General features: G+C 60.8%; 26 protein-coding genes. 11 read left to right on the plus strand and 15 right to left on the minus strand.

What is annotated here, in order from left to right:
- Positions 1–37: 37 nt before the first annotated feature.
- A complete protein-coding gene (locus N2601_RS15665) occupies positions 38–688 on the plus strand; it encodes a VOC family protein (RefSeq protein ID WP_104824666.1) in 651 nt (216 codons plus the stop codon).
- 90 nt (positions 689–778) lie between these two features.
- Here the strand turns inward: N2601_RS15665 and N2601_RS15670 are convergent, their stop codons facing one another.
- A complete protein-coding gene (locus N2601_RS15670; protein WP_104824667.1) occupies positions 779–2,233 on the minus strand; it encodes an NCS1 family nucleobase:cation symporter-1 in 1,455 nt (484 codons plus the stop codon).
- Positions 2,234–2,569: 336 nt separating this feature from the next.
- On the opposite strand from N2601_RS15670, the gene rplS reads away from it, so the two are divergent.
- From rplS to leuC, 5 genes are all read left to right on the plus strand, one after another.
- Entirely contained in the window at positions 2,570–3,109 is a 540-nt protein-coding gene (gene rplS / locus N2601_RS15675; RefSeq protein WP_104824668.1) for a 50S ribosomal protein L19, read from the plus strand.
- Between the two features lie 207 nt (positions 3,110–3,316).
- Positions 3,317–4,114: a basic amino acid ABC transporter substrate-binding protein gene (locus tag N2601_RS15680; protein ID WP_104824669.1), complete on the plus strand. Its 798-nt coding sequence runs from the start codon at positions 3,317–3,319 to the stop codon at positions 4,112–4,114.
- Between the two features lie 34 nt (positions 4,115–4,148).
- Positions 4,149–5,027, plus strand: a complete 879-nt coding sequence (locus N2601_RS15685; protein ID WP_104824670.1) for an amino acid ABC transporter permease — start codon at positions 4,149–4,151, stop codon at positions 5,025–5,027.
- Positions 5,028–5,111: 84 nt separating this feature from the next.
- Entirely contained in the window at positions 5,112–5,234 is a 123-nt protein-coding gene (locus N2601_RS15690; RefSeq protein ID WP_260303993.1) for a hypothetical protein, read from the plus strand.
- 68 nt (positions 5,235–5,302) lie between these two features.
- A complete protein-coding gene (leuC, locus tag N2601_RS15695; RefSeq protein WP_104824671.1) occupies positions 5,303–6,712 on the plus strand; it encodes a 3-isopropylmalate dehydratase large subunit in 1,410 nt (469 codons plus the stop codon).
- 93 nt (positions 6,713–6,805) lie between these two features.
- Here leuC and N2601_RS15700 read toward each other — a convergent pair whose 3' ends face one another.
- The gene (locus tag N2601_RS15700; RefSeq protein WP_104824672.1) at positions 6,806–7,705 is read right to left on the minus strand and encodes an EamA family transporter; all 900 of its coding nucleotides are present in this window, start codon (positions 7,703–7,705) and stop codon (positions 6,806–6,808) included.
- 81 nt (positions 7,706–7,786) lie between these two features.
- Here N2601_RS15700 and N2601_RS15705 point away from each other — a divergent pair, with 81 nt between their 5' ends.
- On the plus strand, positions 7,787–8,296 hold the full coding sequence (locus N2601_RS15705; RefSeq protein ID WP_104824673.1) for a MarR family winged helix-turn-helix transcriptional regulator: 510 nt from the start codon (positions 7,787–7,789) through the stop codon (positions 8,294–8,296).
- Positions 8,297–8,371: 75 nt separating this feature from the next.
- Here the strand turns inward: N2601_RS15705 and N2601_RS15710 are convergent, their stop codons facing one another.
- Positions 8,372–9,361: an aldo/keto reductase gene (locus N2601_RS15710; RefSeq protein WP_104824674.1), complete on the minus strand. Its 990-nt coding sequence runs from the start codon at positions 9,359–9,361 to the stop codon at positions 8,372–8,374.
- Between the two features lie 13 nt (positions 9,362–9,374).
- Entirely contained in the window at positions 9,375–9,770 is a 396-nt protein-coding gene (locus N2601_RS15715; protein WP_104824675.1) for a (R)-mandelonitrile lyase, read from the minus strand.
- 124 nt (positions 9,771–9,894) lie between these two features.
- Between N2601_RS15715 and N2601_RS15720 the strand changes: the two genes are divergently transcribed.
- Positions 9,895–10,788, plus strand: a complete 894-nt coding sequence (locus tag N2601_RS15720) for a LysR family transcriptional regulator (protein ID WP_104824676.1) — start codon at positions 9,895–9,897, stop codon at positions 10,786–10,788.
- A 109-nt stretch (positions 10,789–10,897) separates the two neighbouring features.
- On the opposite strand, the gene N2601_RS15725 is transcribed toward N2601_RS15720, so the two are convergent.
- Positions 10,898–11,728: an aldo/keto reductase gene (locus N2601_RS15725; RefSeq protein WP_104824677.1), complete on the minus strand. Its 831-nt coding sequence runs from the start codon at positions 11,726–11,728 to the stop codon at positions 10,898–10,900.
- Between the two features lie 145 nt (positions 11,729–11,873).
- Entirely contained in the window at positions 11,874–12,422 is a 549-nt protein-coding gene (locus N2601_RS15730) for a L,D-transpeptidase family protein (RefSeq protein ID WP_260303193.1), read from the minus strand.
- 148 nt (positions 12,423–12,570) lie between these two features.
- Here N2601_RS15730 and N2601_RS15735 point away from each other — a divergent pair, with 148 nt between their 5' ends.
- Both N2601_RS15735 and N2601_RS15740 read left to right on the plus strand, forming a co-directional pair.
- Positions 12,571–13,254, plus strand: a complete 684-nt coding sequence (locus tag N2601_RS15735) for a response regulator transcription factor (RefSeq protein WP_104824679.1) — start codon at positions 12,571–12,573, stop codon at positions 13,252–13,254.
- 8 nt (positions 13,255–13,262) lie between these two features.
- On the plus strand, positions 13,263–13,718 hold the full coding sequence (locus tag N2601_RS15740; protein ID WP_104824680.1) for a cyclic nucleotide-binding domain-containing protein: 456 nt from the start codon (positions 13,263–13,265) through the stop codon (positions 13,716–13,718).
- A gap of 10 nt (positions 13,719–13,728) precedes the next feature.
- Here N2601_RS15740 and N2601_RS15745 read toward each other — a convergent pair whose 3' ends face one another.
- The 6 genes from N2601_RS15745 to tesB form a co-directional block, all read right to left on the minus strand.
- A complete protein-coding gene (locus N2601_RS15745; protein WP_104824681.1) occupies positions 13,729–14,532 on the minus strand; it encodes an exodeoxyribonuclease III in 804 nt (267 codons plus the stop codon).
- 204 nt (positions 14,533–14,736) lie between these two features.
- Positions 14,737–15,402, minus strand: a complete 666-nt coding sequence (locus tag N2601_RS15750; protein ID WP_104825251.1) for an outer-membrane lipoprotein carrier protein LolA — start codon at positions 15,400–15,402, stop codon at positions 14,737–14,739.
- Between the two features lie 134 nt (positions 15,403–15,536).
- Positions 15,537–18,197, minus strand: coding sequence for an FtsK/SpoIIIE family DNA translocase (locus N2601_RS15755; RefSeq protein WP_104824682.1), 2,661 nt, complete (start codon positions 18,195–18,197; stop codon positions 15,537–15,539).
- A 277-nt stretch (positions 18,198–18,474) separates the two neighbouring features.
- On the minus strand, positions 18,475–19,914 hold the full coding sequence (locus tag N2601_RS15760; protein ID WP_104824683.1) for an ammonium transporter: 1,440 nt from the start codon (positions 19,912–19,914) through the stop codon (positions 18,475–18,477).
- A 27-nt stretch (positions 19,915–19,941) separates the two neighbouring features.
- Complete coding sequence (locus N2601_RS15765; protein ID WP_199773498.1) at positions 19,942–20,292, minus strand: P-II family nitrogen regulator; 351 nt, start codon at positions 20,290–20,292, stop codon at positions 19,942–19,944.
- 213 nt (positions 20,293–20,505) lie between these two features.
- Positions 20,506–21,390, minus strand: a complete 885-nt coding sequence (gene tesB, locus N2601_RS15770; RefSeq protein WP_104824684.1) for an acyl-CoA thioesterase II — start codon at positions 21,388–21,390, stop codon at positions 20,506–20,508.
- 83 nt (positions 21,391–21,473) lie between these two features.
- Here tesB and N2601_RS15775 point away from each other — a divergent pair, with 83 nt between their 5' ends.
- The gene (locus N2601_RS15775) at positions 21,474–22,688 is read left to right on the plus strand and encodes a ubiquinone biosynthesis hydroxylase (RefSeq protein WP_104824685.1); all 1,215 of its coding nucleotides are present in this window, start codon (positions 21,474–21,476) and stop codon (positions 22,686–22,688) included.
- Positions 22,689–22,715: 27 nt separating this feature from the next.
- Here N2601_RS15775 and N2601_RS15780 read toward each other — a convergent pair whose 3' ends face one another.
- The 3 genes from N2601_RS15780 to trxA all read right to left on the minus strand — a co-directional run bounded on the left by N2601_RS15780 (position 22,716) and on the right by trxA (position 24,783).
- Positions 22,716–22,904, minus strand: a complete 189-nt coding sequence (locus N2601_RS15780) for a Trm112 family protein (protein WP_104824686.1) — start codon at positions 22,902–22,904, stop codon at positions 22,716–22,718.
- 9 nt (positions 22,905–22,913) lie between these two features.
- On the minus strand, positions 22,914–23,573 hold the full coding sequence (locus N2601_RS15785) for an LON peptidase substrate-binding domain-containing protein (protein ID WP_104824687.1): 660 nt from the start codon (positions 23,571–23,573) through the stop codon (positions 22,914–22,916).
- A gap of 232 nt (positions 23,574–23,805) precedes the next feature.
- On the minus strand, positions 23,806–24,783 hold the full coding sequence (gene trxA, locus N2601_RS15790) for a thioredoxin (RefSeq protein ID WP_104824688.1): 978 nt from the start codon (positions 24,781–24,783) through the stop codon (positions 23,806–23,808).
- Between the last annotated feature and the right edge of the window lie 30 nt (positions 24,784–24,813).

The following is a 24,813-nucleotide window of genomic DNA, read 5'->3' on the forward strand; positions in this document are numbered from 1 at the left end:
CACTACCCTCAAGGCATCCAAACCTAAGGAGCTGAGCATGAGCAATACCGTTGACATGAAGTTCGAGATTGTCGTCATCCCTGTGTCAGATGTCGATCGGGCCAAGCGCTTTTATGACGGGCTGGGTTGGAGGCGCGACGCCGATTTCGCCTCCGACGATGGCGGCTACCGCGTCATCCAGTTTACGCCGCCGGGCTCCGGGTGTTCTGTCATCTTCGGCAAGAACGTGACCGCAGCAGCACCCGGTTCCGCTAAGGGACTGTACCTGATCGTCTCCGACATCGAGGCCGCCCGCAAGGAGCTGCTCGACCGCGGCGCCGAAGTTAGCGAGGTGTTCCACGACGCCGGCGGCGTCTACACAGGCGCGGACGAGCCCTACCTGTTCGGGCGGCTCCGGGTCGGCGGTCGCGATCCCGAGCATCGCAGCTACCGCTCGTTCGTCTCGTTCAACGATCCGGACGGCAACGGCTGGCTATTGCAGGAGATCACGGCGAGATTGCCCGGACGCGTGGATGCGAACGCTACGACGTTCATTTCACAGACTGAGCTTGCCAGCGCGCTCCGCCGTGCCGAGATGGCGCATGGCGAGCATGAGAAGCGGACCGGCGGCCAGCGTGATGAGGATTGGCCGAATTGGTACGCCGAGTACATGATCAGCGAACAGGCCGGCAGACCGCTACCGACGTGAGTTGCTGCCGCGACTCGGCGAAAACGTACAGCCGGATTGCCTGATCCGCCACTTCAGGAGTGGCGGATCGAAGCTTCATGGCATCCGATGCTACTTCTGCAAGGCGGCGGCGGCCGGCGCGCTGCGCATCCTGAGCACGTAGTAGACCGCTCCGCCGATAGCGACGCCGAAGAACCAGCCATAGGTTCCCCACCAATCCGGCAGAATGCTAGTGAAGGTCGGCAGGATCGATGAGAACAGGCCGCCAATGACGAAGGCAATTAAAGCGTTGACGTGCCAACCGCCCTGGAACTCGAACTCGCCATTCTCCTGATAAAGCGCCTCGACGTTTAGCTGACCTTTGCGGATCAGATAATAGTCGACCATCATGATGCCGAAGATCGGGCCCATGGTGGAGCCGATGAAGTTGACGAAGTGCGCGGCACCCGTCTCCCACGGCGCGAAGGGATAAAGCACCAGCGCAATCAAGGCCGCGATATAACCGCCGCGCTTGAAGCTGATGAGCCTGGGGAAGACATTGGCGAAGTCGAAGGCCGGTGATACGAAATTCGCCACGACGTTGATGCCGAGCGTCGCCACCGCGAAGGTGAGCGCCGCCAGCAAGGCCAGGAACCAACTGTCGAATTTTGCCGAGATCGCTTCCGGATGCAGCAGCACGTCGCCATAGACGGCAAATGCTGCCGTCGTCGTCACGCCCGCAACGAGGCAGAAAGCCAAAAGGTTGATCGGCAGACCCCAGAGATTGCCTTTGCGCAGGGTTTTCGTGTCCGTGGCATAGCGCGAGAAATCGCAGAAGTTCAGATAGAGCGCCGCGAAATAGGTGATCCAGGTCGCAGCGACCGCAGCGAGCGCGGCAAAGCTGCCGGGTTCACCCGGTACGCCGGCGTCCTTGGTCTTGTCGAGCAGCACATCCCGCGGAATTTCGGCACCGAAGGAGAAAGTGCCGGACTTCACCACCAGATAGACGGCGAGGATAAGCATCATCACCCAGACCGCAGGACCGGCCCAATCCTGGAACCTGCGCACGGTCTCCATGCCATGCTGAATGATCAGCAATTGCAAGGCCCATACGACGACATAGCAGATGACTTCCAGCGTGGAGTGGCCGAGCATATGGCTGTTCTGATGGAAGGCCAGGATAGTGTCATTGCGGATCAGGAGCGCGACGATCGCGCCCGAGGCGGCGGCCGTCTGCGCGCCATACCAGAAGCAGGCGACGACGGCACGCACAAGCGCCGGCAGATTGGCGCCGAATGTGCCGAACGAAGCACGCGCCAGCACCGGGAACGGTACGCCGGTCTTGACGCCAGCATTGCCCACTAGGCTCATGAAGAAGAAGATCACTAGCGAACCGATGCCGATGGCGATGACGAAGTTGATGAAGCTGCCGCAGAGCAGAAAAAGGCTGGCGGCAAGATAATAGCCCCATAGACTATGGACGTCCGAGGTCCAGACGTTGAAAATGCTGAAAGCTCCCCACTTTCGCTCCTCGGCTGGCGCCAGATCCTCGTTGTAGAGCAAGGGCGATGGATTATTCACTGTCATGACTGCCTCTTTTCTTAGCTCCCCTGAAGAAATAAGTGTGCAGCACGACGCGAATTTTGACAATTATTTAAACCCTTCGGACACCAGCTTGTTTTTTAGTCAGCGCAAGGAGCGGATTCCGTCAAAAGCGACGTCTCGCTCATGAAATTCCCCGACAAGGGGTGACAAAGCCGCGACAATAGGATATGTGCGCGCCCGGCATGGGAAATTTCCCATCAACCAGCAAAGAAAAGCAGACGTATTCGCTCCTGCCTTTATTGGCAGATATCCGAGGCTCGACCAAGGATAGACCATTCGGAGCGCTCTGGCTGTTGAACCAACAAAGAGGTTGATAACATGAACATCATTCAGCAGTTGGAAGCCGAACAGGCCGCCAAGATCGAAGCCAAGCGTACCCTTCCCGAGTTTTCGGCCGGCGATACCGTCCGCGTCAACGTGAAGGTCACGGAAGGCAACCGTACCCGCGTTCAGGCCTATGAAGGCGTTTGCATTGCCCGCTCCGGCGGCGGTCTGCAGGAAAACTTCACGGTTCGCAAGATCTCCTACGGCGAAGGCGTCGAGCGCGTATTCCCGGTTTACTCGCCGCTGATCGAAAGCGTCGAAGTCGTTCGCCGCGGTAAGGTCCGTCGCGCCAAGCTCTACTACCTGCGCGACCTGCGCGGTAAGGCTGCCCGTATCGTTGAAAACACCGGCACGCGCGCTCGCAAGCTCAACGATGCCGAGCGCCAGGCTTTGGCCGATGAAAAGGCTCGCATTGAAGCTGAAAAGGTTGCCGCAGCTCAGGCTCTCGCAGCCGAGAAGGCAGCAGCAGAAGCCGCCGAAGCAAAGGCAGCAGCCGAAGCCGCTGCAGCCGCCGCGGAACCGGCAGCAGAATAAGCTTTCCTCTTGGATTGCAGAGATCAAGGCGGCCTTCGGGTCGCCTTTTTTGTTGCGAAGGAGATAAAGGGACGAGAAGGAAAATTCCCCGCAAACCACGAGCTTTGGAGAGGCTTTTCTGTTTTTATCGTCGCGACCATGGCAATAGCCTTGCCATTCGCTTTCTAATTATGACAATTTTCCGTTGCGCTATCCGGGGAGATTTCCATGACATTCCGTCGTTCGTTTCTTTTGGGCCTGACCGCCCTCGTGCTTGCACCATTTGCTTCTTTCGCCGCCGATCTGCCGAACCTGAACGGCAAGACCGTGGTCGTCGTCACTGAGAATGCCTATCCGCCGCTGCAATTCGTCGACCCCAAGTCCGGCAAGCCGATCGGCTGGGAATATGACGCGATGAACGAGATCGCCAAGCGGCTGAACTTCAAGGTCGAGTACCAGAACACGAGCTGGGATGCGATGATCCAGGCCGTCTCCGAAGGCCAGTACAACATCGGCATGACCGGCATTACCATCAAGGAAGACCGCAAGCAGAAGGTCGACTTCTCCGATCCCTATATGCGCTCGCAGCAGTTCATGTTGGTGCGCGGCGACGAGAAGCGCTTCACCGATGCCAAGAGCTTCGCCGCCTTCAAGGAAGGCCTGATCGGCGCGCAGCCGGGCACGACCCCCTTCTACACCGCCGTCTATGAAGTCCTCGACGGCAACGAGCAGAACCCGCGCATCAAGACCTTCGAAACCTTCGGCGCGACCGTGCAGGCGCTGAAGACCGGCGATGTCGATCTGGTGCTGACCGACGGCACGGCAGGCAAGGGTTACGTCGACGCTTCAAACGGCGGATTGAAGCTGATCGGCGATCCTCTCGGCACCGAGGATTTCGGCTTCATCTTCCAGAAAGGCTCCGATCTCGTCGCTCCGATCAATGCCGCCATCGCCAGCCTGAAGGCCGACGGCACCTTCGACGCCCTGAACAAGAAGTGGTTCCTCGACTACAAGATGGGCCAATGAACCCTGCAGATCGATATACTGGAAGCCCGCTCTGATGGCACCATTGACAGGCCTGGGCGGGCACCCCGGCAAGGATGACTTTCCCTGGTGGTTGATCGCCCTTGCCATACTCGGCGTCGTCATTTCCTTTGCAATCGCGGCAAACGGCCTCTACGCCCAGATCTTCTCTCTTCTGCTCAACGGCATCGGCGTCACGATCTTCGTGACGCTGGTGGCCTTTACGCTTGCCATGCTGCTCGGCCTTGGGCTTGCGCTGCTTGGCCTGTCGGACTTCCTCGTGCTGCGGCAGGCGGCGCGCTTCTATATCGAGATCGTGCGCGGCATCCCGATGCTCGTGCTGCTCTCCTACGTCGCCTTCGTTGGCACACCGGCCTTCGTCGCCGTTTATAACTTCATCATTTCCCCGTTGATTTCCGCCGGCTGGACAAGCCCGCTTGTCGTCCGCGACGTGCCGTTCGTCTGGCGCACGATCATCGCGCTGACGATAGGCTATTCGTCCTTCATCGCCGAGATCTTCCGCGCCGGCATTCAAGCCGTCGACCAGGGCCAGATCGAAGCGGCAAAGGCGCTAGGCCTCACCCGCTTCCAGCGTTTCCGCCTCGTCGTCTTTCCGCAGGCGATCCGCGTGATCCTGCCACCGCTGTCCAACGACTTCATCGCGATGGTGAAGGACAGCTCGCTGGTGTCCGTGCTGGGCGTTGCCGATATCAGCCAGCTTGCCAAGCTCTATTACTCGGCCAATTTCCGCTACTTCGAAACGCTGTCGATCCTCGCTTTCATCTACCTGTTGCTGACGATTGGCCTGTCGCTATTGCTGCGGCAGCTCGAAGCCTGGATGCGCCGGCGTTCGGGCGGCGATCGCTCCGCCTTCCGCCGCATGGCGCCTGGCCAGCCGCCGGATGCGCAAGTGTGATGGCTGCGGCCAAACGTCGGCCCACCCAACACCACCCTATCGCCACCATTGCCGAAGGTTTTGAAAATTGGTATGAGCATCGGCATGACAAAGATCATGAGCAAAGACGGACAGCTCGTCACGGCTTTCGTGCTGCAGGACCATAAGCGCCTGCCGGCCCGATTCTTTGCGATGATTTCGGGCGCGCTCAACAGCCGACTTCGCTGATCACTCCCGAGGCCGGCGGTCCTGATCCGTCACCCCCATTTTCGACAATGCAATATGGATCTGTAGCCATGAGCGCTCCACGCACCCTTTACGACAAAATCTGGGATGATCATCTCGTCGACAGCCAGGACGACGGCACCTGTCTTCTCTACATCGACCGTCACCTCGTTCATGAAGTGACGTCGCCGCAGGCTTTCGAAGGCCTGCGCATGAGCGGCCGTAAGGTTCGCGCCCCGGAAAAGACGCTGGCCGTCGTCGACCATAACGTTCCGACCTCTGCTGATCGCCATCTCGGCATCAAGAACGAGGAAAGCCGCATCCAGGTCGAGGCGCTCGCCAAGAACGCGGCTGAATTCGGCGTGGAATATTACTCCGAAAACGACAAGCGTCAGGGCATCGTCCACATCATCGGCCCTGAGCAGGGTTTCACCCTGCCCGGCATGACCATCGTCTGCGGTGACAGCCATACGTCCACCCACGGCGCCTTCGGCTCCCTGGCGCACGGCATCGGCACCTCCGAGGTCGAGCATGTGCTCGCCACACAGACGCTGATCCAGAAGAAGGCGAAGAACATGCTGGTGCGCGTCGACGGCCAGTTGCCGGAGGGCGTCACTGCCAAGGACATCATCCTCGCCATCATCGGCGAGATCGGCACTGCCGGCGGCACCGGCTACGTCATCGAATATGCTGGCGAAGCGATCCGCGCGCTGTCGATGGAAGGCCGCATGACGATCTGCAACATGTCGATCGAAGGCGGCGCCCGCGCCGGCCTGATCGCGCCGGACGACACGACCTTCGAATATATCAAGGGCAAGCCGCGCGCGCCGAAGGGTGAAGCACTGGAGCAGGCGATCGCCTACTGGAAGACGCTGCAGAGCGACGAAGGCGCGCATTACGACCGCGTCGTCGTGCTCAACGCTGCCGCCCTGCCGCCGATTGTCTCCTGGGGTTCGTCGCCGGAAGACGTCGTCTCTGTGCAGGGCATCGTTCCGAACCCGGACGAGATCCAGGATGAGACCAAGCGCGCTTCCAAGTGGCGCGCCCTCGACTACATGGGCCTGAAGCCGGGCACTCCGATGACCGAGATCAACATCGATCGCGTCTTCATCGGCTCCTGCACCAACGGCCGCATCGAGGACCTGCGCGCCGTCGCCAAGGTCGTCGAAGGCAAGACGGTGGCATCCACCGTCGACGCGATGATCGTTCCGGGCTCCGGTCTTGTGAAGGAACAGGCGGAAGCCGAAGGCCTCGACAAGATCTTCAAGGCCGCCGGCTTCGACTGGCGCGAGCCGGGCTGTTCCATGTGCCTCGCCATGAACGATGACCGCCTGAAGCCGGGCGAGCGCTGCGCCTCCACCTCGAACCGCAACTTCGAAGGCCGCCAGGGCTTCAAGGGCCGCACCCATCTGGTCTCGCCGGCTATGGCAGCGGCAGCGGCAATCGCCGGTCACTTCGTCGATATTCGCGAATGGAACTGATTGATTTCAGATAACCGACAAAGGCGGCTTTCGAGCCGCCTTTTTTGTTTGTCTCGATGGACGAAGCACTGATCGGATTCCCGTCACCGGACTCTATCGTTCCGACGCGATTGCCGGATTGGCGGACGCTGATTTCCCGGCAGAAGGAAGCTGCTGCGCGCGCTGGCTCAGCCAGACGCTGCCAAGCACGATGGCGATGCCCAGAATCTGAATTGCGCTGAGCTGTTGGTCCAGCACACCCCAGCCGAGGATCACGGCGGTCATGGGACTGAGAAAGCCGAGCGGCGAGACGACGGATGGTTCCAGGCGCGACAGGCCGCGAAACCAGAGAATATAGGTGAGCGCCGCTCCAATCAGGCCGAGATAGGCAAAGCCCAGAATATTGGCGGCGGTCGGAAGAGGAAGCGGCGGCTCCATCATCATGGCGAAAGGCAGCAACAGCAAGCCGCCAGCGGTCAACTGCCAGGCAGTAAAGGTGAGCGGCGAGACATCGGGCCGCCAGCGCCGGCTGAGCACGGTACCGGCCGCCATGGAGACGGCGCCGCCGACCCCGGCCGCAATGCCGACGGGATCGAGCGTTGCCCGCGGCGTAAGGATCAAGAACGCAACGCCGACAATGCCGGCAAGCGCCGCCACGATAGAAAGGCCGCGGATCGGCGAGCCGAGCAAGAGGCGGGCCAGCACGATGACGATCAGCGGCTGGATCGCACCGACGGTCGCTGCCACGCCGCCCGGCAGCCGGTAGGCGGAGATGAACAGCATCCACCAGAAGATGGAGAAATTCAGAGCGCCGAGGACGAGCGATCTCACCCACCAGATGCCGTGCGGTACCCGCCGCACGATGGCGAGCAGAAGCAGCCCTGCGGGCAACGCACGCAACAGGGCAACCGTCAGCGGATAGCCGGCCGGCAGAAGTTCCGTCGTCACAAGATAGGTGCTGCCCCAGATCGCCGGCGAGACGGCGGTCAACAAGAGATCGGAATTGCGCGTCATGTCTTACTTCCGAATTTATCTTGACCTCAAGATAATCTGAAATATCTTGACGTCAAGATATTTTCATGGCGATGTCCGGGCATGGATCGCATCGACAAGATTCTTGCCCAATGGAAAAGGGAGCGGCCCGATCTCGATACCACCCCGATGGGATTGATCGGCCGCCTCGGAAACGTAGCCCACCATCTTGGCCGCGAGATGGAGCGTACTTTCGCGCAGTTCGGCTTGAATCGCGCAACCTTCGACGTGCTGGCGACGCTGCGCCGCTCGGGAATGCCCTATGCCCTCTCCCCCAGCGATCTGATGGCCGCCATGATGGTAACCTCCGGCACCATGACCAATCGCATCGATCAACTGGAAAAAGCTGGCCTCGTTGCCCGCAGCGTCAACCCTGAAGACGCCCGCAGCTTTCTGGTATCGCTGACCGAAAAGGGTTTTGCGCTGATTGACAGCGCGGTGGCAGCCCATGTCGAGACGCAGACCCGTCTCGTCTCTGGTCTGTCGGAGGAGGAAAAAGCAGCATTGAATACGCTGCTCGGTAAATATCTATCTGACTTCGAGACTGCGCTGGAGAAATCCGCCGCAGTCTGAACCGCCGAAAAGTAGCCCGCCGATGACGGGCTATTTTTACGCGTAGCATTCTTATCGGATCGGCCGCGTGGCGCTCTAACGGTTGACCCTTGCTTGCAGGTGCGGAGGATAGCGGTCCCCCTGCACGGCGATCTGAGAGAGTGCGTCGTCGATACGCTGAAGATCGTTGGCGGTGAGCACGACATCAACCGCTCCGATGTTCTCTTCAAGCCTGTGCATCTTGGTCGTCCCAGGGATCGGAACGATCCAGGGCTTTTGGGCAAGCAGCCAGGCAAGGGCAATCTGCGCCAACGTCGCCCGCTTCTGTGCCGCGATTGCGCCAAGCAGATCGACGAGGGTTTGGTTGGCCTTTCGCGCTTCCGGCGTGAAGCGTGGGACGATGTTGCGGAAGTCCTTACTGTCGAATGTAGTGCTTTCGCTGATCGCGCCGGTGAGGAAGCCTTTTCCGAGCGGGCTAAAAGGAACGAAGCCTATGCCGAGTTCTTCAAGGGTGGGCAGAACCTCCTCCTCAGGCTCTCTCCACCAGAGTGAATATTCGCTTTGAAGGGCCGCGACCGGTTGGATCGCGTGCGCACGCCGGATCGTCTGTGCGCCGGCCTCCGACAATCCGAAATACTTGACTTTGCCCTCTCCGATCAGATCCTTCACCGCACCGGCGACATCTTCGATCGGGACGTTCGGATCGACGCGATGTTGATAGAAGAGATCGATGGCGTCGGTCTTCAGACGCATCAGCGCGGCTTCGGCAACCCTGCGGATATGTTCCGGCCGACTGTTCATTCCGCTCTGGCCGCCATTCGCATCGAATTCAAAACCGAACTTCGTTACGATCACGACTTTTTCCCGAATGGGCGCCAGGGCTTCGCCCAGAAGCTCCTCGTTCTTGTAGGGGCCGTAGGCTTCGGCGGTGTCGAAGAAGGTGACGCCGCGTTCGAAGGCCGCACGGATCAGCTTGATCGCCTCTTGCGTATCCGTCGCCGGGCCATAACCATAGCTGAGGCCCATGCATCCGAGACCGAGAGCCGAGACTTCGAGACTGCTGTTTCCAAGTTTACGCATCTGCATGGCTTCTCCTCCCTCAGGCCCGATATTGCTCGTCGCTGACATGCTCCATCCATTCGACCACTTTGCCGTCGCGATGTTCCTGAATGGCGATATGGGTCATGGCCGTGGTGGGTGAGGCGCCGTGCCAATGCTTTTCGCCCGGAGAGAACAAGACAACGTCCCCGGGCCGTATGTCTTCGATCGGCCCGCCCTCGCGTTGAACCCGGCCAAGACCGGCCGTCACAATCAGGGTTTGACCGGCGGGGTGAGTATGCCAAGCCGTGCGGGCGCCCGGCTCGAATGTGACGCTGGCACCGGCCGCGCGCGTGGACTCATGGGCTTGAAACAGCGGATCCACCCGGACTGTTCCCGTGAACCAATCGGCTGGTCCCCTGCTCGATGGCTGCGAACCGTTTCGTTTGATTTCCATGACCTTCGTCCTTTGATCTAAGGGCAGCGCGATGAATTCGGCTGCTGATAACAGGCATTTAGGGCATGCGATTGACCCCGATTAGATGGTAAAAGTGGCAAAGGCTTATGAGAAGGGTTCATGAATGCCGCGCCAGCCCGTGAATGACCTCATTGCGTTCCTTGCCGTGGCACGGGAACAAAGCTTCACCAAAGCAGCCGCAAAACTCGGCGTTTCCCAATCGGCGCTAAGCCATACCATCCGCGGACTGGAGGCTCGTTTGGGGCTCAGGCTGCTGACCCGCACCACCCGCAGCGTCTCACCGACCGAAGCAGGCGAGCGTTTGCTCGTGACCATTGGCCCTCGCTTCGATGAGATCGAAAACGAATTGGCCGCCCTTAGCGAATTTCGCGAAAAGCCAGCAGGCACCATTCGCATTACCGCCGGTGAGCATGCAGCCGAAACCATCCTTTGGCCTGCACTGGAAACATTGCTGCCGCAATATCCGGATGTCCATGTCGAGATCATCGTCGACTACGGCCTGACCGATATCGTCGCCGAACGATATGATGCCGGCGTGCGGCTGGGTGAACAGGTGGCGCGAGACATGATCGCCGTGCGCATCGGTCCCGACATGCGCATGGCTGCCGTCGGTGCTCCCACATATTTTGAGAAACGGCCGAAACCGCTGACTCCTCAGGATCTGACCGGTCACAATTGCATCAATCTGCGCCTGCCGACGTACGGCGGCATCTATGCTTGGGAATTCGAGAAGGACGGGCGGGAGCTGAAGGTGCGGGTCGAAGGCCAATTGGTGTTCAACAATATCGCACTCCGCCTGAACGCGGCACTGGCAGGTTTAGGCTTGGCATATCTTCCGGAGGATATCGTGCAGCCCCATCTTCACGACGGGCGGCTCGTCAGGGTTCTCGAGGACTGGTGTCCGCCCTTTGCCGGATATCATCTCTATTATCCGAGCAGGCGGCAGGCCTCGCCGGCCTTCGCCCTGGTGGTGAATGCGCTTCGCCGCCGCATTTGAAGAGATTTTGCCCGCGGCACGATCAACGATTCTAAGCGGCCCGGAGTATCGGCTCCGGGCCTTCCGAATGCTGAGCGGAAAGACAATTCCCCTCCGCAAACCTCGACAATCAGAACGCCGCCGTCATCGGGTCCGGCCCGATACGTCCGCCAGCCGAATCCAATCTGGCGATTTCGGCGAGATCATACGCATCGAGTTTGAAGTCGAACACGTTGAAGTTTTCTTCGATGCGGCTCGGCGTCACCGATTTCGGGATGACGATCAGCCCGTTGTCCATGTGCCAACGGATGATGACCTGCGCCGGCGTGCGGCCATGCTTGGCGGCAACCTTGCCGATGACGGCGTTGCCGAGAAGCTTGCCCTGGCCGAGCGGGCTCCAGGACTCCGTCTTGATGCCGAGCTTGTCGTGCACCTCGCGCAAGCCCCTCTGCTGAAAGGTCGGATGCAGCTCGATCTGGTTCAGCACCGGGGTGACGCCGGTCTCGCCAATAATGCGGTCCAGATGCTCCTTGGCGAAATTGGAAACGCCGATCGAGCGGGCGCGGCCTTCTTCCTTGATGCGCAGGAAAGCCTTCCAGCTATCGAGGTAACGGCCACGATGCGGCGACGGCCAGTGGATGAGATAGAGATCGACATAGTCGGTGCCGAGCCGCTTCAGGCTTTCATCGAACGCCTTCAGGGTCGAATCGAAACCCTGGGCTTCGTTCCAGAGCTTGGTGGTCAGGAAGATATCCTTGCGGGCGACGCCGGACTGGCGAATGCCTTCGCCGACGCCGTCTTCATTGGCGTAGATGGCGGCCGTGTCGACATGGCGGTAGCCGGCCTTCAGCGCCGCGCTGACAGCCATCGGCGCGACGTTTTCCGGCGTCTGCCAGACGCCGAGGCCGACCTGCGGAATGGAATTGCCATCATTGAAAGTGATCGTCGATTGCGTGGTCACGATAAGTCTCCAAAGGATGAGAAGCGGTGGAGTGAAGGCGTGATTTAAATTCTGAAAGAAAGAAGCCGGGCCAGGGCCGCAGGGGCGCGCCGGTCGCAAACCTATATAGTGGGGAATACTGGGATTTTAACCCCGGGGCCGCCAGTCAGACGACGCGGATGGTCGTACCCTTGCGCAGCAGCGGAAGGATCCGCCGCATGTCGCGAAGATCGACCGCGACACACCCCGCCGTCGGCTCGTAGCCCGGCCGGATCAGATGAAAGAAGATCGCCGAGCCGCGGTGACGCTGGCGCGAGCGGATGTTCCAATCGAGCACCAGGCAGATGTCGTAAAGCCCATCGTGCCGCAGCATCTCTTCATGGCTTGGCTTGAACGGCGCCTTGACCAGCCTGTTGTAATTGGCGTCTTCCGGCTGATCGCACCAGAGCATGCTCTTGCGAATGCGCCGTATCGGCAGAGATGTACGTAGAAAGCGGACATGATCGCCGCGCGTGAAGCCGTAAAGCAGCTTCATCGCCGCAATCGGCGTCGCGCCGTCCCCTTCCCGCTTCAGCACGCTGCGCCCCGATCGGCCGATCGCCGCCGGCAGCGCCAGCGGCCCGATCTGCACTAGGGCGCGCGTGGACTTCCCCGGCGCGGGACGAACGACGATTGTGGAAACGGCCCGCCTGCCACCCGCCCTTGCTTTTTGCATTTTCCTCACATGTTTTTGCTTTGCTTGTGATTTCGTTTGAAATCATAGCAGTTTCAACTGGACGACCAAGCCCGAGCTGCCTGACGACTTGCTAAAAATGCAATTTGGCGTAGGACTTAAGGTGCAATAGAACGAGGACCGCAACGGCATGACCGCACGCACCATTCTGCTGGTGGATGATGACAACGACCTGCGTGAAATGCTGGTCGAGCAACTGTCCCTTTATGAGGAGTTCACGGTTCTGCAGGAAGCGACCGCCGGCAAGGGCGTCGCGGCCGCACGCGCCGCTCCCGTCGATCTGCTGATCATGGACGTCGGCCTGCCCGATATGGACGGCCGCGAAGCGGTGAAGCTGTTGCGCAAGAGCGGCTTCAAGGCACCGATCATCATGCTGACGGGCCACGACACCGATTCCGACACCATCCTCGGCCTCGAAGCCGGCGCCAACGACTATGTCACCAAGCCGTTCCGTTTTGCCGTGCTGCTTGCCCGCATCCGCGCGCAACTGCGCCAGCACGAGCAGAGCGAGGACGCAACCTTCACCGTCGGCCGTTATCTCTTCAAGCCAAGCCAGAAGCTGCTGACCACGGAAGATGGCCAGAAGATCCGACTGACGGAAAAGGAAGCGGCGATCATCCGCTATCTCTACCGCGCCGACCAAAAAGTCGTCACCCGCGATATCCTTCTCGAGGAAGTGTGGGGCTACAATTCCGGCGTCACCACCCACACGCTGGAAACCCATGTTTATCGCCTGCGCCAGAAGATCGAGCGCGATCCCTCCAACGCCGAAATCCTGGTAACGGAAAACGGCGGCTACAAGATCATTCCGTAGGCGATACGATGGCGCTCAACGACGATATCCGCCTGCTGTCGCAATTGCCGTTGTTCCACGGCATGGGCGATGAGCCGTTGCGGCTGATCGCCTTCGGCGCCGACCGTCGCCATGTCACAGCCGGCCTCACTCTGTTCCGCGAAAAATCGCCAGCCGAATGCGCCTATGTCATCGCCCGCGGCAGTTTTGAGCTGAGCACCCTTGATCCCACGGGGCAACCCCATGTCGAGGCCACCGTGCAGGCCGGCGCCATGCTGTCGGAGCTGGCGCTGGTGACGCTGGTGGAGCGCAAATACACCGCCGTGGCGCTGGAGGACTCCGATGTCATCCGCATCACGCGGGCGCTATTTCACCGGCTGATCGAGGAATACCCCGACGCCGGTCTGCTCATCCAAAACCGCGTCCGCGAAAATTTCGCCGTCCTCGCCAAGCAGGCCGCGGCGCTCCTGCACCGGTTTTCTTGAAACTCCTGGCTCAGAGATTGAAATGCGCGGTCACCGGCACATGGTCGGACGGGCGGTCCCAGCCCCGGGCCGCCTTCAGGATCTCGATGCGCTGCAGGAGCGGCCCGAGATCGGATGACGACCAGATGTGGTCGAGACGCCGGCCGCGATCCGCCGCTTCCCAATCCTTGGCGCGATAGCTCCACCACGTATAGAGCTTCTCGGTCTCCGGCACATGCTGGCGCATCAGATCGAGCCAGGCGCCGCGTTTCATCACCTCGATCAACCCGTCGGTTTCGACCGGCGTGTGGCTGACGATTTTCAGCAATTGCTTGTGCGACCAGACGTCATGCTCGAGCGGCGCGATGTTGAGATCGCCGACCAGGATCGCTGATGTGTTCGGTTCGGCATTGGCATGCAGCCGCTTCATCTCGTCGATAAAATCGAGCTTATGGCCGAACTTCGGATTGATCGTCCGATCCGGCTCGTCACCGCCGGCCGGAACATAGAAATTATGCAACCGGATGCGCCGGCCGCCGCGTTCGAAGATCGCCGAGATATGTCTGCTGTCGCCGACATTGCAATAATCCTGCCGATGGTCCTCGGTCAGCGGAACACGCGAGGCGATGGCGACGCCGTGATAGCCCTTCTGGCCATGGACGATGATGTGCTCGTAGCCGAGCGCCCGCAAAGGCGACAGCGGGAAGAGCTCGTTGGGGACCTTGGTTTCCTGCAGGCAGAGAATATCGGGCCGGTGCTGCATCACGAATTGCTCGACGATCGGCATGCGCAGCCGCACCGAGTTGATGTTCCAGGTCGCAATCGAAAATCCCATGCCCAAACCCTTATCCTTAGAGCGGTTCAGCGTTTCACAGAATCGCTTTCCCGCTCTATCCGTTTGTTTTTACGCATTCCGGACGGAAAACCGCTTCGCACTTTTCCTGGAATTGCTCTAATCAGGCTAGGGATTTAGACTGGCAAGGAGAGAAAAGGAAGATCGTTCAACCTCTTCTCCCCGTTCGTCATGGCTGGCAGGGGATCACCGGCTCGTGCCGGTATAATCGATCCGGAAAACGCTGTCGTCGAAGGAAATATTGGTCTTCACATTGTTGATGATGACATCCGTGGTCTTGCCCTGGGGGTCGATGACCGTCCATTGGCGCAGGTCGTACGTCTTGGAATCGAAGATCATGGCGATGGTCGAATCACCGAAGACGGTGCGGTTTCCGAGCGTGATCTTGGTAAGGTCCGGCTGTGCATCGACATTGCGCACCATGTCCGCGGAAAGGTCGATCTTGTTGGCGAGCAGCAGGCTCAGCGGCGTCTTCGAGAGCTGATACATGTTGTTCGTACGCGTCTGGTCGTTGATGACCTGGACGTTGTTGCCGTCGCAGATGACGCGCATGCGGGACGGCGGGTCATAGTTGAAGCGCAGCTTGCCGGGGCGCTGGATGAAAAACGCACCGCTCATCTGGTCGCCACGCGGCCCGATCTGCAGGAAGCCGCCCTTCATGGTCTTGATGGACGAAAAATGATCGGCGATCGCCTGGGCTATGCCGGGATTGAGGGTCGCAGCCGCAGCTTGCGACTGCGCAAAGGCCGACGCGGGGGCCGCGCTTGCCGCACCGGCCGCCAGCACAGCGCCGAGGAAATGACGGCGGGTCAGGTTCAGGCTGGTCAAGGGCTGTGCATCGGTCTTTTTCATCGAATTCTCCTTCATGCTTTGTCCATGGCGCGCAAAATCGGCGTCTTCATGGCGCGGCGGCCCATGCTCGATCACGGGCCGCGATCAAATCTCCGAAAGCATATTCGGGATATGTGACACGGGCTCGCGATCCCTCAGCGATCGAGAACATCCGCTTCCGTCGGCACGAGAATCTCGCGCTTGCCGGCGTGGTTGGCCGGGCCGATCAAGCCTTCCTGCTCCATACGCTCGATCAGCGAGGCGGCACGGTTATAGCCGATGCCGAGCCGGCGCTGGATGTAGGAGGTCGACGCCTTGCCATCGCGCAGCACGATCGCCACGGCTTGGTCGTAGGGGTCCTCCGAGTCGGAAAGGTTGGCCGTACCCGCCGGACCGTGACCATCGTCGTCATCATCATCGTCGGCAGTGATCGCATCGAGATATTGGGGAGAACCCTGCGTTTTCAAGTAGGATACGATATCTTCCACCTCGCCGTCGGCGACGAAGGGGCCGTGGACACGCTGGATGCGCCCGCCGCCGGCCATGTAGAGCATGTCGCCCATGCCGAGGAGCTGCTCGGCGCCCTGTTCGCCGAGGATCGTGCGGCTGTCGATCTTCGATGTGACCTGGAAGGAGATGCGGGTCGGGAAGTTCGCCTTGATCGTACCGGTGATGACGTCGACCGACGGACGCTGCGTCGCCATGATGACATGGATGCCGGCCGCACGCGCCATCTGCGCCAGACGCTGCACGGCGCCTTCGATATCCTTGCCGGCGACCATCATCAGGTCGGCCATCTCGTCGATGATGACGACGATGTAAGGCATGGGCTTCAGATCGAATTCCTCGGTCTCGTAGATCGCCTCGCCGGTCTGGCGGTCGAAGCCGGTTTGCACGGTGCGGCTGATCGCTTCGCCCTTGGCGACGGCCTGCTCGACGCGGGTATTGAAGCCGTCGATGTTGCGCACGCCGATCTTCGACATCTTCTTGTAGCGCTCTTCCATCTCGCGGACGGTCCATTTCAGCGCGACAACGGCCTTTTTCGGATCGGTGACTACAGGCGAGAGCAGATGCGGAATGCCGTCATAGACGGAGAGTTCGAGCATCTTCGGATCGATCATGATCAGGCGGCACTGTTCCGGCGTCATGCGATAGAGCAGCGACAGGATCATGGTGTTGATGGCGACCGACTTGCCCGAGCCGGTGGTACCGGCAACGAGCAGATGCGGCATCTTGGCGAGATCGGCGATAACGGGCTCGCCGCCGATCGTCTTGCCGAGCGCCATGGCAAGCTTGGCCTTCGAGCTTTCGAAATCACGGCTGGCGACGAGCTCGCGCAGGTAAACGGTCTCACGCGTGGAATTCGGCAGTTCGATACCGATGGCATTGCGGCCGGGAACGACGGCGACGCGGGCGGCGATGGCGCTCATCGAACGGGCGATATCGTCGGCAAGCCCGATCACGCGCGAAGACTTGATGCCCGGCGCGGGCTCCAGTTCATAAAGCGTGACGACCGGGCCGGGCCGGACATGGATGATCTCACCCTTGACGCCGAAGTCCTCGAGCACGCCCTCGAGCATGCGGGCATTCTGCTCCAACGCATCGGAAGACAGCGTCGCGTCACGCACGATCGTCTTCGGCTCGGCAAGCAGATGCACGGCCGGAAGCTGGAAACCATAGGGACGGATGAAGGAGGTTTGCGCCTCGCGCTCGGCGCGGATACCGGGCTTCGGGCGGGCGGCGGCGGGAACGACGCGGTGGCCGCCGGGAACCTTCGGCGAAGCGGGACGCAGCGCCGCCCATTCGTCTTCCTCGTCATCCGGCAGAATACCGGCCGGGCGCGGCAGCTCGCGCTCATAGGAGGGATCGTCGTCCTCATCCTCGTCATCGTCGATACTCATCGACGGCGGAGAAACGACGCGGCGCTGCGCCGGACCGTCCATCGACGGCTCGACGCGTTCGCCACGGGCAACCGGCGCCTTGGCGCGCACCGGCTCGTTCAGCGTACCGAACTCGTCGTCATTGAAGTCGTAGGGCGCATCGAAGGCATGGTCGCGGCGCTTGCGCGGCCCCATGCCGAATAGCCGGCGAAGGCGCGCCTGCGTATTGTACCAGGCATGCATGAGGGCGCCAAAGGCCAGGAAGCCGCCGCGATCGTCATCCTCGTCGTCGTCGCCGACATTGCGCGCACGGCTCGGCGTGTTCTCGTATTCCTCTTCGTCCTCCTCATCTTCCGGCAGGCTGCGGCCGAGAACGCCGGCAGCAAACAGCATCAGCCAAGCCGCGGGAATCGCGAGAATGGAGCCGAACACGGTGGCGAAGACGCCGCTCGGATAGGTGCCGATGAAAAGAGCGGGGAAGCGCAGAACGATGTCGCCGATAACGCCGCCGATACCGTTCGGGATCGGCCAGGTCGGAGGCGCGGGGAAGCAGGCGATGGAACCGGCAGCAACGATAGCCCCGCCGACCCAGGCGCCGAGACGAGCCGGCACACGATGAATCCTGCGGTTGGAAATCAGCGCAACAGCCCAGGCGACGACCGGCAGCAGCGCGACGACCGAGGCAAGACCGAGCGCCTGCATCATGATGTCGGCAAAGGCAGCGCCGGAAAAGCCGAGTATGTTCGTCGGCGCGTTGCTCGTGGCGTAGGAATAGCTGGGGTCCATGACGTTCCATGTCGCCAGTGCCGCAACGGCAAGCGCCAGCAGGAACAGCAGCGCGAAGCCGCTGAGGCCCCTCACCTGCCGCCAAACCACTCCCGAAAGCGAGAGACGACCGGAAGGACCGCCCAACGCTGCCGAATTGCTTCTGCCCATATTATCCAGCCCGTTCGTTGTCGAAAAGCACGCGAATCGGCTTCATGCCAACTCACGGAATACGTCGGCCCTAGCTAATCAGAGGAGGGTTAATGGCATGTTAACCATGCGGGTGCGGCGGGCGAATCAATGAAATATGGGCGCGTGGCAGACGGTCGCGCGAACAAAAAAAGCCCGAACCGAGGTCCGGGCCAAGAGCGGCTCATTTTTGATAAATGAACCGCGACGGGATGTTCTGCGACGTCGGAAACTTTGTTCCGGCGTCGCAAGCCCCAGATTAGGAATTGTGGTAAGCGGCTTCGCCGTGGGAGGCGAGGTCGAGACCTTCGCGCTCTGCTTCCGGCGTCACGCGGAGGCCGACGATCACGTCGACGATCTTGTAGAGGATCGCCGAACCGACGCCGGACCAGATCAGCGTGGTGAGTACACCCTTCACCTGAGCGAGCAACTGGGTTGCGGTGCCCGGATAGGAGGCTGCGAAGTCAGCCGTCGAATAGTCGACGATGCCTGCACCGCCGAGGGCCGGATTGACCAGGATGCCCGTCGCGATGGCGCCGAAAATACCACCAACGCAGTGAACGCCGAAGACGTCGAGGCTGTCGTCGTAGTTGAACTTGTTCTTCACGACGTCGACGAAGAAGTAGCAGATCGGCGAAACCAGCAGGCCGAGAACGATGGAGCCCATCGGACCGGCAAAGCCGGCAGCCGGCGTGACGGCGACGAGGCCAGCAACGGCACCCGAAGCAGCACCGAGCATCGAAGCCTTGCCGCGGGTGAAGGTTTCAACCACGCACCACGAAAGAGCGGCGGCAGCGGTGGCAACGAAGGTGTTGATCATGGCGAGCGAAGCGTAGCTGTTGGCTTCGAGGTTGGAACCGGCGTTAAAGCCGAACCAGCCGACCCACAGCAGCGAAGCGCCGACCATGGTGAGCGTCATCGAATGCGGAGCCATGATCTCCTTCTTGTAGCCGGTGCGCTTGCCAAGCATGATCGCGCCGACCAGACCGGCGATACCGGCATTGATGTGAACGACCGTGCCGCCCGCGAAGTCGATCGCGCCGAAACCGAAGACCATGCCCGACGGAGCCGAGTACGAGCTTGGACCACCCCAGAACCAGACCATGTGAGCGATCGGGAAGTAGATGAACGTGACCCACAGGAAGACGAAGAGCATCACGGCCGAGAACTTGATGCGCTCGGCGAAGGCGCCGACGATCAGGGCCGGCGTAATGCAGGCAAAGGTCATCTGGAAGCAGACATAGGTCAGCTCCGGAATGCCAACACCCTTGGTGAAGGTTTCGACGAGATCCTTCGGATCGGTGCTGACGCCAGCGAGGAAGGCCTTGGAGAAGCCGCCGACGAAGCTGTTCAGCGAGCCGCCGTCGGTAAAGGCAAGCGAGTAGCCATAGACGCACCAGATGATCATGACCATCGCGGTGATCATGAAGACCTGCATCAGGACGGAGAGCATGTTCTTGGCGCGGACGAGACCGCCGTAGAACAGCGCCAGACCCGGAATCGTCATCAGAAGAACGAGAACCGTGGAAACCAGCATCCAGGTGTTGTCACCCTTGTCCATGGTCATTGCCGGTGCTGCGGCAGCGGCCGGCGCTGCGGCTGTCGTGGCTTGCTGCGCAAAGGCAATCGCCGGCGCGAGCAAGGCCGCGGAAAGCGCGCCTACCCGTGCGAGAGTGGAGGAAAGCTTTGTAGATGTCATGCAGATAACTCCCTGATCGGCCGTGTCTTACAGCGCGTCTGAATCGGTTTCGCCCGTACGGATGCGCACGGCATGGTCAATCGAGTAGACAAAAATCTTGCCGTCGCCGATCTGACCCGTCTTGGCGGACGCCGCGATGGCTTCGACGGCCTTGTCGACGATTTCGGTTGCGACCGCGACTTCGATCTTCAGCTTCGGCAGGAAGCTGACGGCATATTCGGTGCCACGATAGATTTCGGTGTGCCCCTTCTGGCGCCCGTAACCCTTCACTTCGGTCACAGTCAGGCCTTGGATGCCGACAGCCGTGAGGGCCTCACGGACCTCATCGAGCTTGAACGGCTTGATAATGGCCATCACAATTTTCATCTGGTTTCCCATCCTTTGTTACCCTCGGCACGGAGCCGACTCTCCTTGCCGCTGACGACTGTTTCAGCAGCGACTGAGGGTACACATTCAAGGGACGTGCCAGATTCGTGACACTATTATAACTAATTGAATTTTAACGACTTTGCGGAAGGCACCTAATAAAGCGGCAGATCTCGGCGCGCCTCGCGCACAAATAATATGCAAATTTGAAAAATTGCATATTATTTAATCATTTGCCTTTTTACGAATCAAACCTTCCTGCGCCACCGACGCAATCAGGACACCAGAGCGCGTAAAAAGACTGCCGCGGGCCAAGCCGCGCGCGCCTGAGGCGCTTGGGCTATCCTGGGTATAGAGCAACCAGTCGTCGAGCTTGAACGGCCGGTGGAACCACATGGCATGATCGAGGCTCGCCACTTGCAGGCCCTGATCGAAAACCGACGTACCATGCGCATGAAGCGCTGCGTCGATGAGCGTCATGTCCGAGAGATAGGCAAGCACTGCATTCCGATAGAGCCGGTCATCCGGCACCGGTCCGGTCAGGCGAACCCAGATATCCTGCCGCTGGCTGGGCTCAGTACGGGAGAAATAATGATCGAGCGATACCGGCCGGATTTCGATCGCCCGCTTCCTCTCCCAATAGCGGCGCACATTTTCCGGCGCATTGGCGAGATAGCGCTCCTTGATCTGCTCCTCGTCCATCAGTTCTTCCGGAGCCGGCACCTGCGGCATCTCGCTTTGATGCTCGAAACCGGGCTCGTCGATCTGGAAGGAAACCGTCATCGCGAAGATCGCCTTGCCGTGCTGGATCGCCAGCACGCGGCGCGTATTGAAACTCGAGCCATCCCGCAGGCGGTCGACCTGATAGAGGATCGGCACAGTGGGATCGCCGGGGAGCATGAAATAGGCGTGCAGCGAATGCGCGAAACGATCGTCCGCCACCGTCCGCTGCGCCGCCATCAGCGCCTGGCCGATGACCTGCCCGCCGAAGACGCGCTGCCAGCCGACCTGCGGGCTGTTGCCGCGAAAAAGGTTCATCTCGATCGTTTCGAGATCGAGCGTCGCGAGCACGACTTGCATGGCGGTCAATTTCTCGTTCTCGCGCGACATTTTGCATGAACTCCGACGGTAGGAACCACGAATGGGATGCTCTATATAGAACAGGAAATGACAGTAGGACACGGGGAAGCGCTATGTTGGACATGCTGGTAGTGGGTGGCGGTTATGTGGGTCTCGCCGCCGCGGTTGCCGTCAAGCAGGCAGCCCCCCATCTTGACGTCATGGTCATCGAGGCCGCCCCGGAAAGCGCCTGGAAAAAGGACATGCGCGCCTCGGCGATCATCGCCGCCGCTTCAAAGATGCTGGAGGTTTTCGGCATCTGGGACGAGATCAAGCCGGAAGCGGAACCGATCACCCGCATGATCGTCACCGATTCGCGCACCAGCGATCCCGTGCGGCCAGTCTTTCTTACTTTCGATGGGGAAGTGGCGGAAGGTCAGCCCTTCGCCCACATGGTCCCGAACCTCACCATGGTCGGCGCGCTGCGCGGCGCTTGCGAGCGCCTTGGTATTCCGATTCGCCACGGCGTCAGCGCGACAGACTTCAAGACCGGCGATGCCAACGTTACGCTGACGCTCTCGGACGGCAGCGGCCTAGAAACAAAGCTGCTGGTCGCCTGCGATGGCGTGCGCTCCAAGCTCCGCGATATGGCTGGAATCAAGACGGTGAGCTGGGACTATGGCCAGTCCGGCATCGTCGTGACCGTCGAGCACGAGCGGCCGCACAATGGCTGCGCAGAGGAACATTTCCTACCCTCCGGCCCCTTCGCCATCCTGCCGCTGAAGAACAATCGCGCCTCGCTCGTCTGGACCGAGCGCACCGCAGATGCCGACCGGCTGGTCGCCTCCGACGATCTGGTATTCGAAGAGGAATTGGAGCGCCGTTTCGGCCACAAGCTCGGCGCACTGCACGCAGTCGGCGAGCGCCGCGCCTTCCCGCTCGGCCTGACGCTTGCCCGCGACTTCGTCGCACCGCGCTTTGCACTCGCCGGCGATGCCGCCCACGGCATCCACCCGATCTCCGGGCAGGGCCTCAACCTCGGCTTCAAGGATGTTGCGGCATTGGCGGAAACCGTCGTTGAAGCCGACCGCCTTGGCCTCGATATCGGCTCGATCAATATTCTCGAACGCTACCAGACCTGGCGGCGCTTCGACACCTTCCGCATGGGGGTGACGACCGACGTGCTGAACCGGCTGTTTTCCAACGATATTACGCCGGTGCGGATCGCCCGCGATTTCGGCCTCGGCCTCGTCGACCGCCTGCCGAAACTAAAATCCTTCTTCATCGGCCAGGCCGCCGGCACGGCTGCCAGGGACAGTCCACGGCTTCTCGCCGGCGAGGCGATCTGAGTTCCTTTATCGGGAGAACAATCCCCCTCAGTCCTCTAAGCGCCGCGCCTCCGAGATCAGCATGATCGGAATGCCGTCGCGGATGGGATAGGCGAGCCGCGCCTTTTCCGACACCAGTTCGTTCTTTTCGCGATCATAAGTCAGCCGTCCCTTGGTAAGGGGGCAGACGAGGAGATCGAGCAGTTTCGGGTCCACCTTGCTGACGGTGATATCCATCGCAACCCCCTACTGCATGACGGAATCGGTATCCCCGAAGCGGGCGAGTACGATTTCGATGATGGCGATGAAGGTCTCCGCCCGCGTCTTCAGGTCGGGCGCTTCCAGCAGCGCCTGCTTCTCGGCGGGATCGAAGGGCGCCATCATCGCCAGCGAATTGACCAGCGTCATGTTGCTGGCGCGCTCCACGCTCTCCCAGTCCGCCTCCAATTTATTGGCGTCGAGATAGGCCCGGAAGGCCAACAGAAGTGCCGAACGATCGACCGTATCCTCCTCGTCGCGCGACTTGAGGTCGGAAATGAAGGGCGTAATACGGAAGCTGCGATAGGGATGGTGGCCGGTGATCTCGTCCATCAGCCGGAAGCGGCAGATGCCGGTCAGCGAGACGATATAGCGGCCATCGCCCGTCTCGGCGAAGGAGGTGATGCGCCCAAGGCAGCCGACATGCGCAAGATGCGGCGTTTCCGGATGCTCGCCGAGCGCCGGCTGCACGACGCCAACCAGCCGGTTGCCGGCGATCGCGGCATCGAACATCGAAAGATAACGCGGCTCGAAGATATTGAGCGGCAATTGCCCGGTCGGCAGAAGCAGAGCACCGGACAGAGGAAAGACAACCACCGAATCCGGCAGATCGCTTGGCTTCAGATATCTGGCATTGCCGACTTGCATGATTTTCGTCCCGCTACATCACCGTGCTGCGCCTTGTGAGACGCGCAAGAACGATACCCCAACGGACATTCTTCTTCCGTCACACGCCGCGCCACAGGACAATGTGACCCCCTCTCCCGAAAACACAAGAGCATTTCCGGGCAAAACGCCGAAGCATTTCGCTTTCCTGTTCAACCGAGGCAACCGCGACGCCCCGAATGGCGCGTCAGGTTCCTTCCGGACAGATGACGCCTTAGGAAAACAGGATCGACGAAAGCTTGCGACGCGCGGCAATGGTCGCCGGATCCTTGGCACCCCAAACCTCGAAGAATTGTAGCAACTGACGGCGCGCGCCATCGTCGTCGAAAGCGCGGTCGCGGCGCATGATCGTCAGCAGATGCTCGGCCGCCTCATCGCGCTTGCCCTCGACATTACGGATCTTGGCAAGTTTGACGCGCTGCTCGTGATTGTCCGGATTGACCGCCAATTCCTGTTCGAGCGCCACGGGATCGCCGAGCTTGCGGGCCTCCTCGATCTGATCGAGCTTCTTCACCACGGCCTGGATGCCGGCATCATTGGCAAGCGTTTCCGGCAGATCCGTCAGCGCTTCGCGCGCCCTTTGGCTCTGGCCGGCCGCGATCATGCACTCGGCCATGCCGGCAAGCGCCTTGGCGTTTTCCGGATCGGCCTGCAGCACCGCGCCGAACAGCTCGGCGGCGCCATTGATATCGCCCCCGGTGAGAAGACCGGCAGCCTCTTCCAAAATCGCTTCGATCTCCGCCGCCTGGTCGCCGGCACCGTCAGCCGGACCACCGAGCCGATCGATGAACTGGCGAACCTGGCTTTCGGGGACAGCGCCCATGAAACCGTCGGCCGGACGGCCGTTGACGAAGGCAATCACCGCCGGGATCGACTGGATGCCGAGCTGGCCGGGAATGGCCGGATGATCGTCGATATTCATCTTGACCAGCTTGACGCGGCCCTTGCCCTCGTTGACGACCTTTTCCAGAACCGGCGTAAGCTGCTTGCACGGGCCGCACCAGGGCGCCCAGAAATCCACCAGCACCGGCTGGTTGCGCGACTCCTCGATAACGTCCCGCGCGAAATTCGCCGTCGTGGTGTCCTTGATGGGCGAAGCGCCGCCGGATGCGACAGGTGCGGCACCATAGGATGCCGAAGCCGACATCTGGCCGCCGAAGGACGCGTTATAAGGATTGTTTGAACCGCTCATGAGTGTCTCCCGCCTGCCGGTATCCTGGAC

Origin of the sequence: Rhizobium sp. CB3060, from assembly GCF_025200735.1 — a bacterium.
In the GTDB taxonomy this organism is placed as follows: domain Bacteria; phylum Pseudomonadota; class Alphaproteobacteria; order Rhizobiales; family Rhizobiaceae; genus Rhizobium.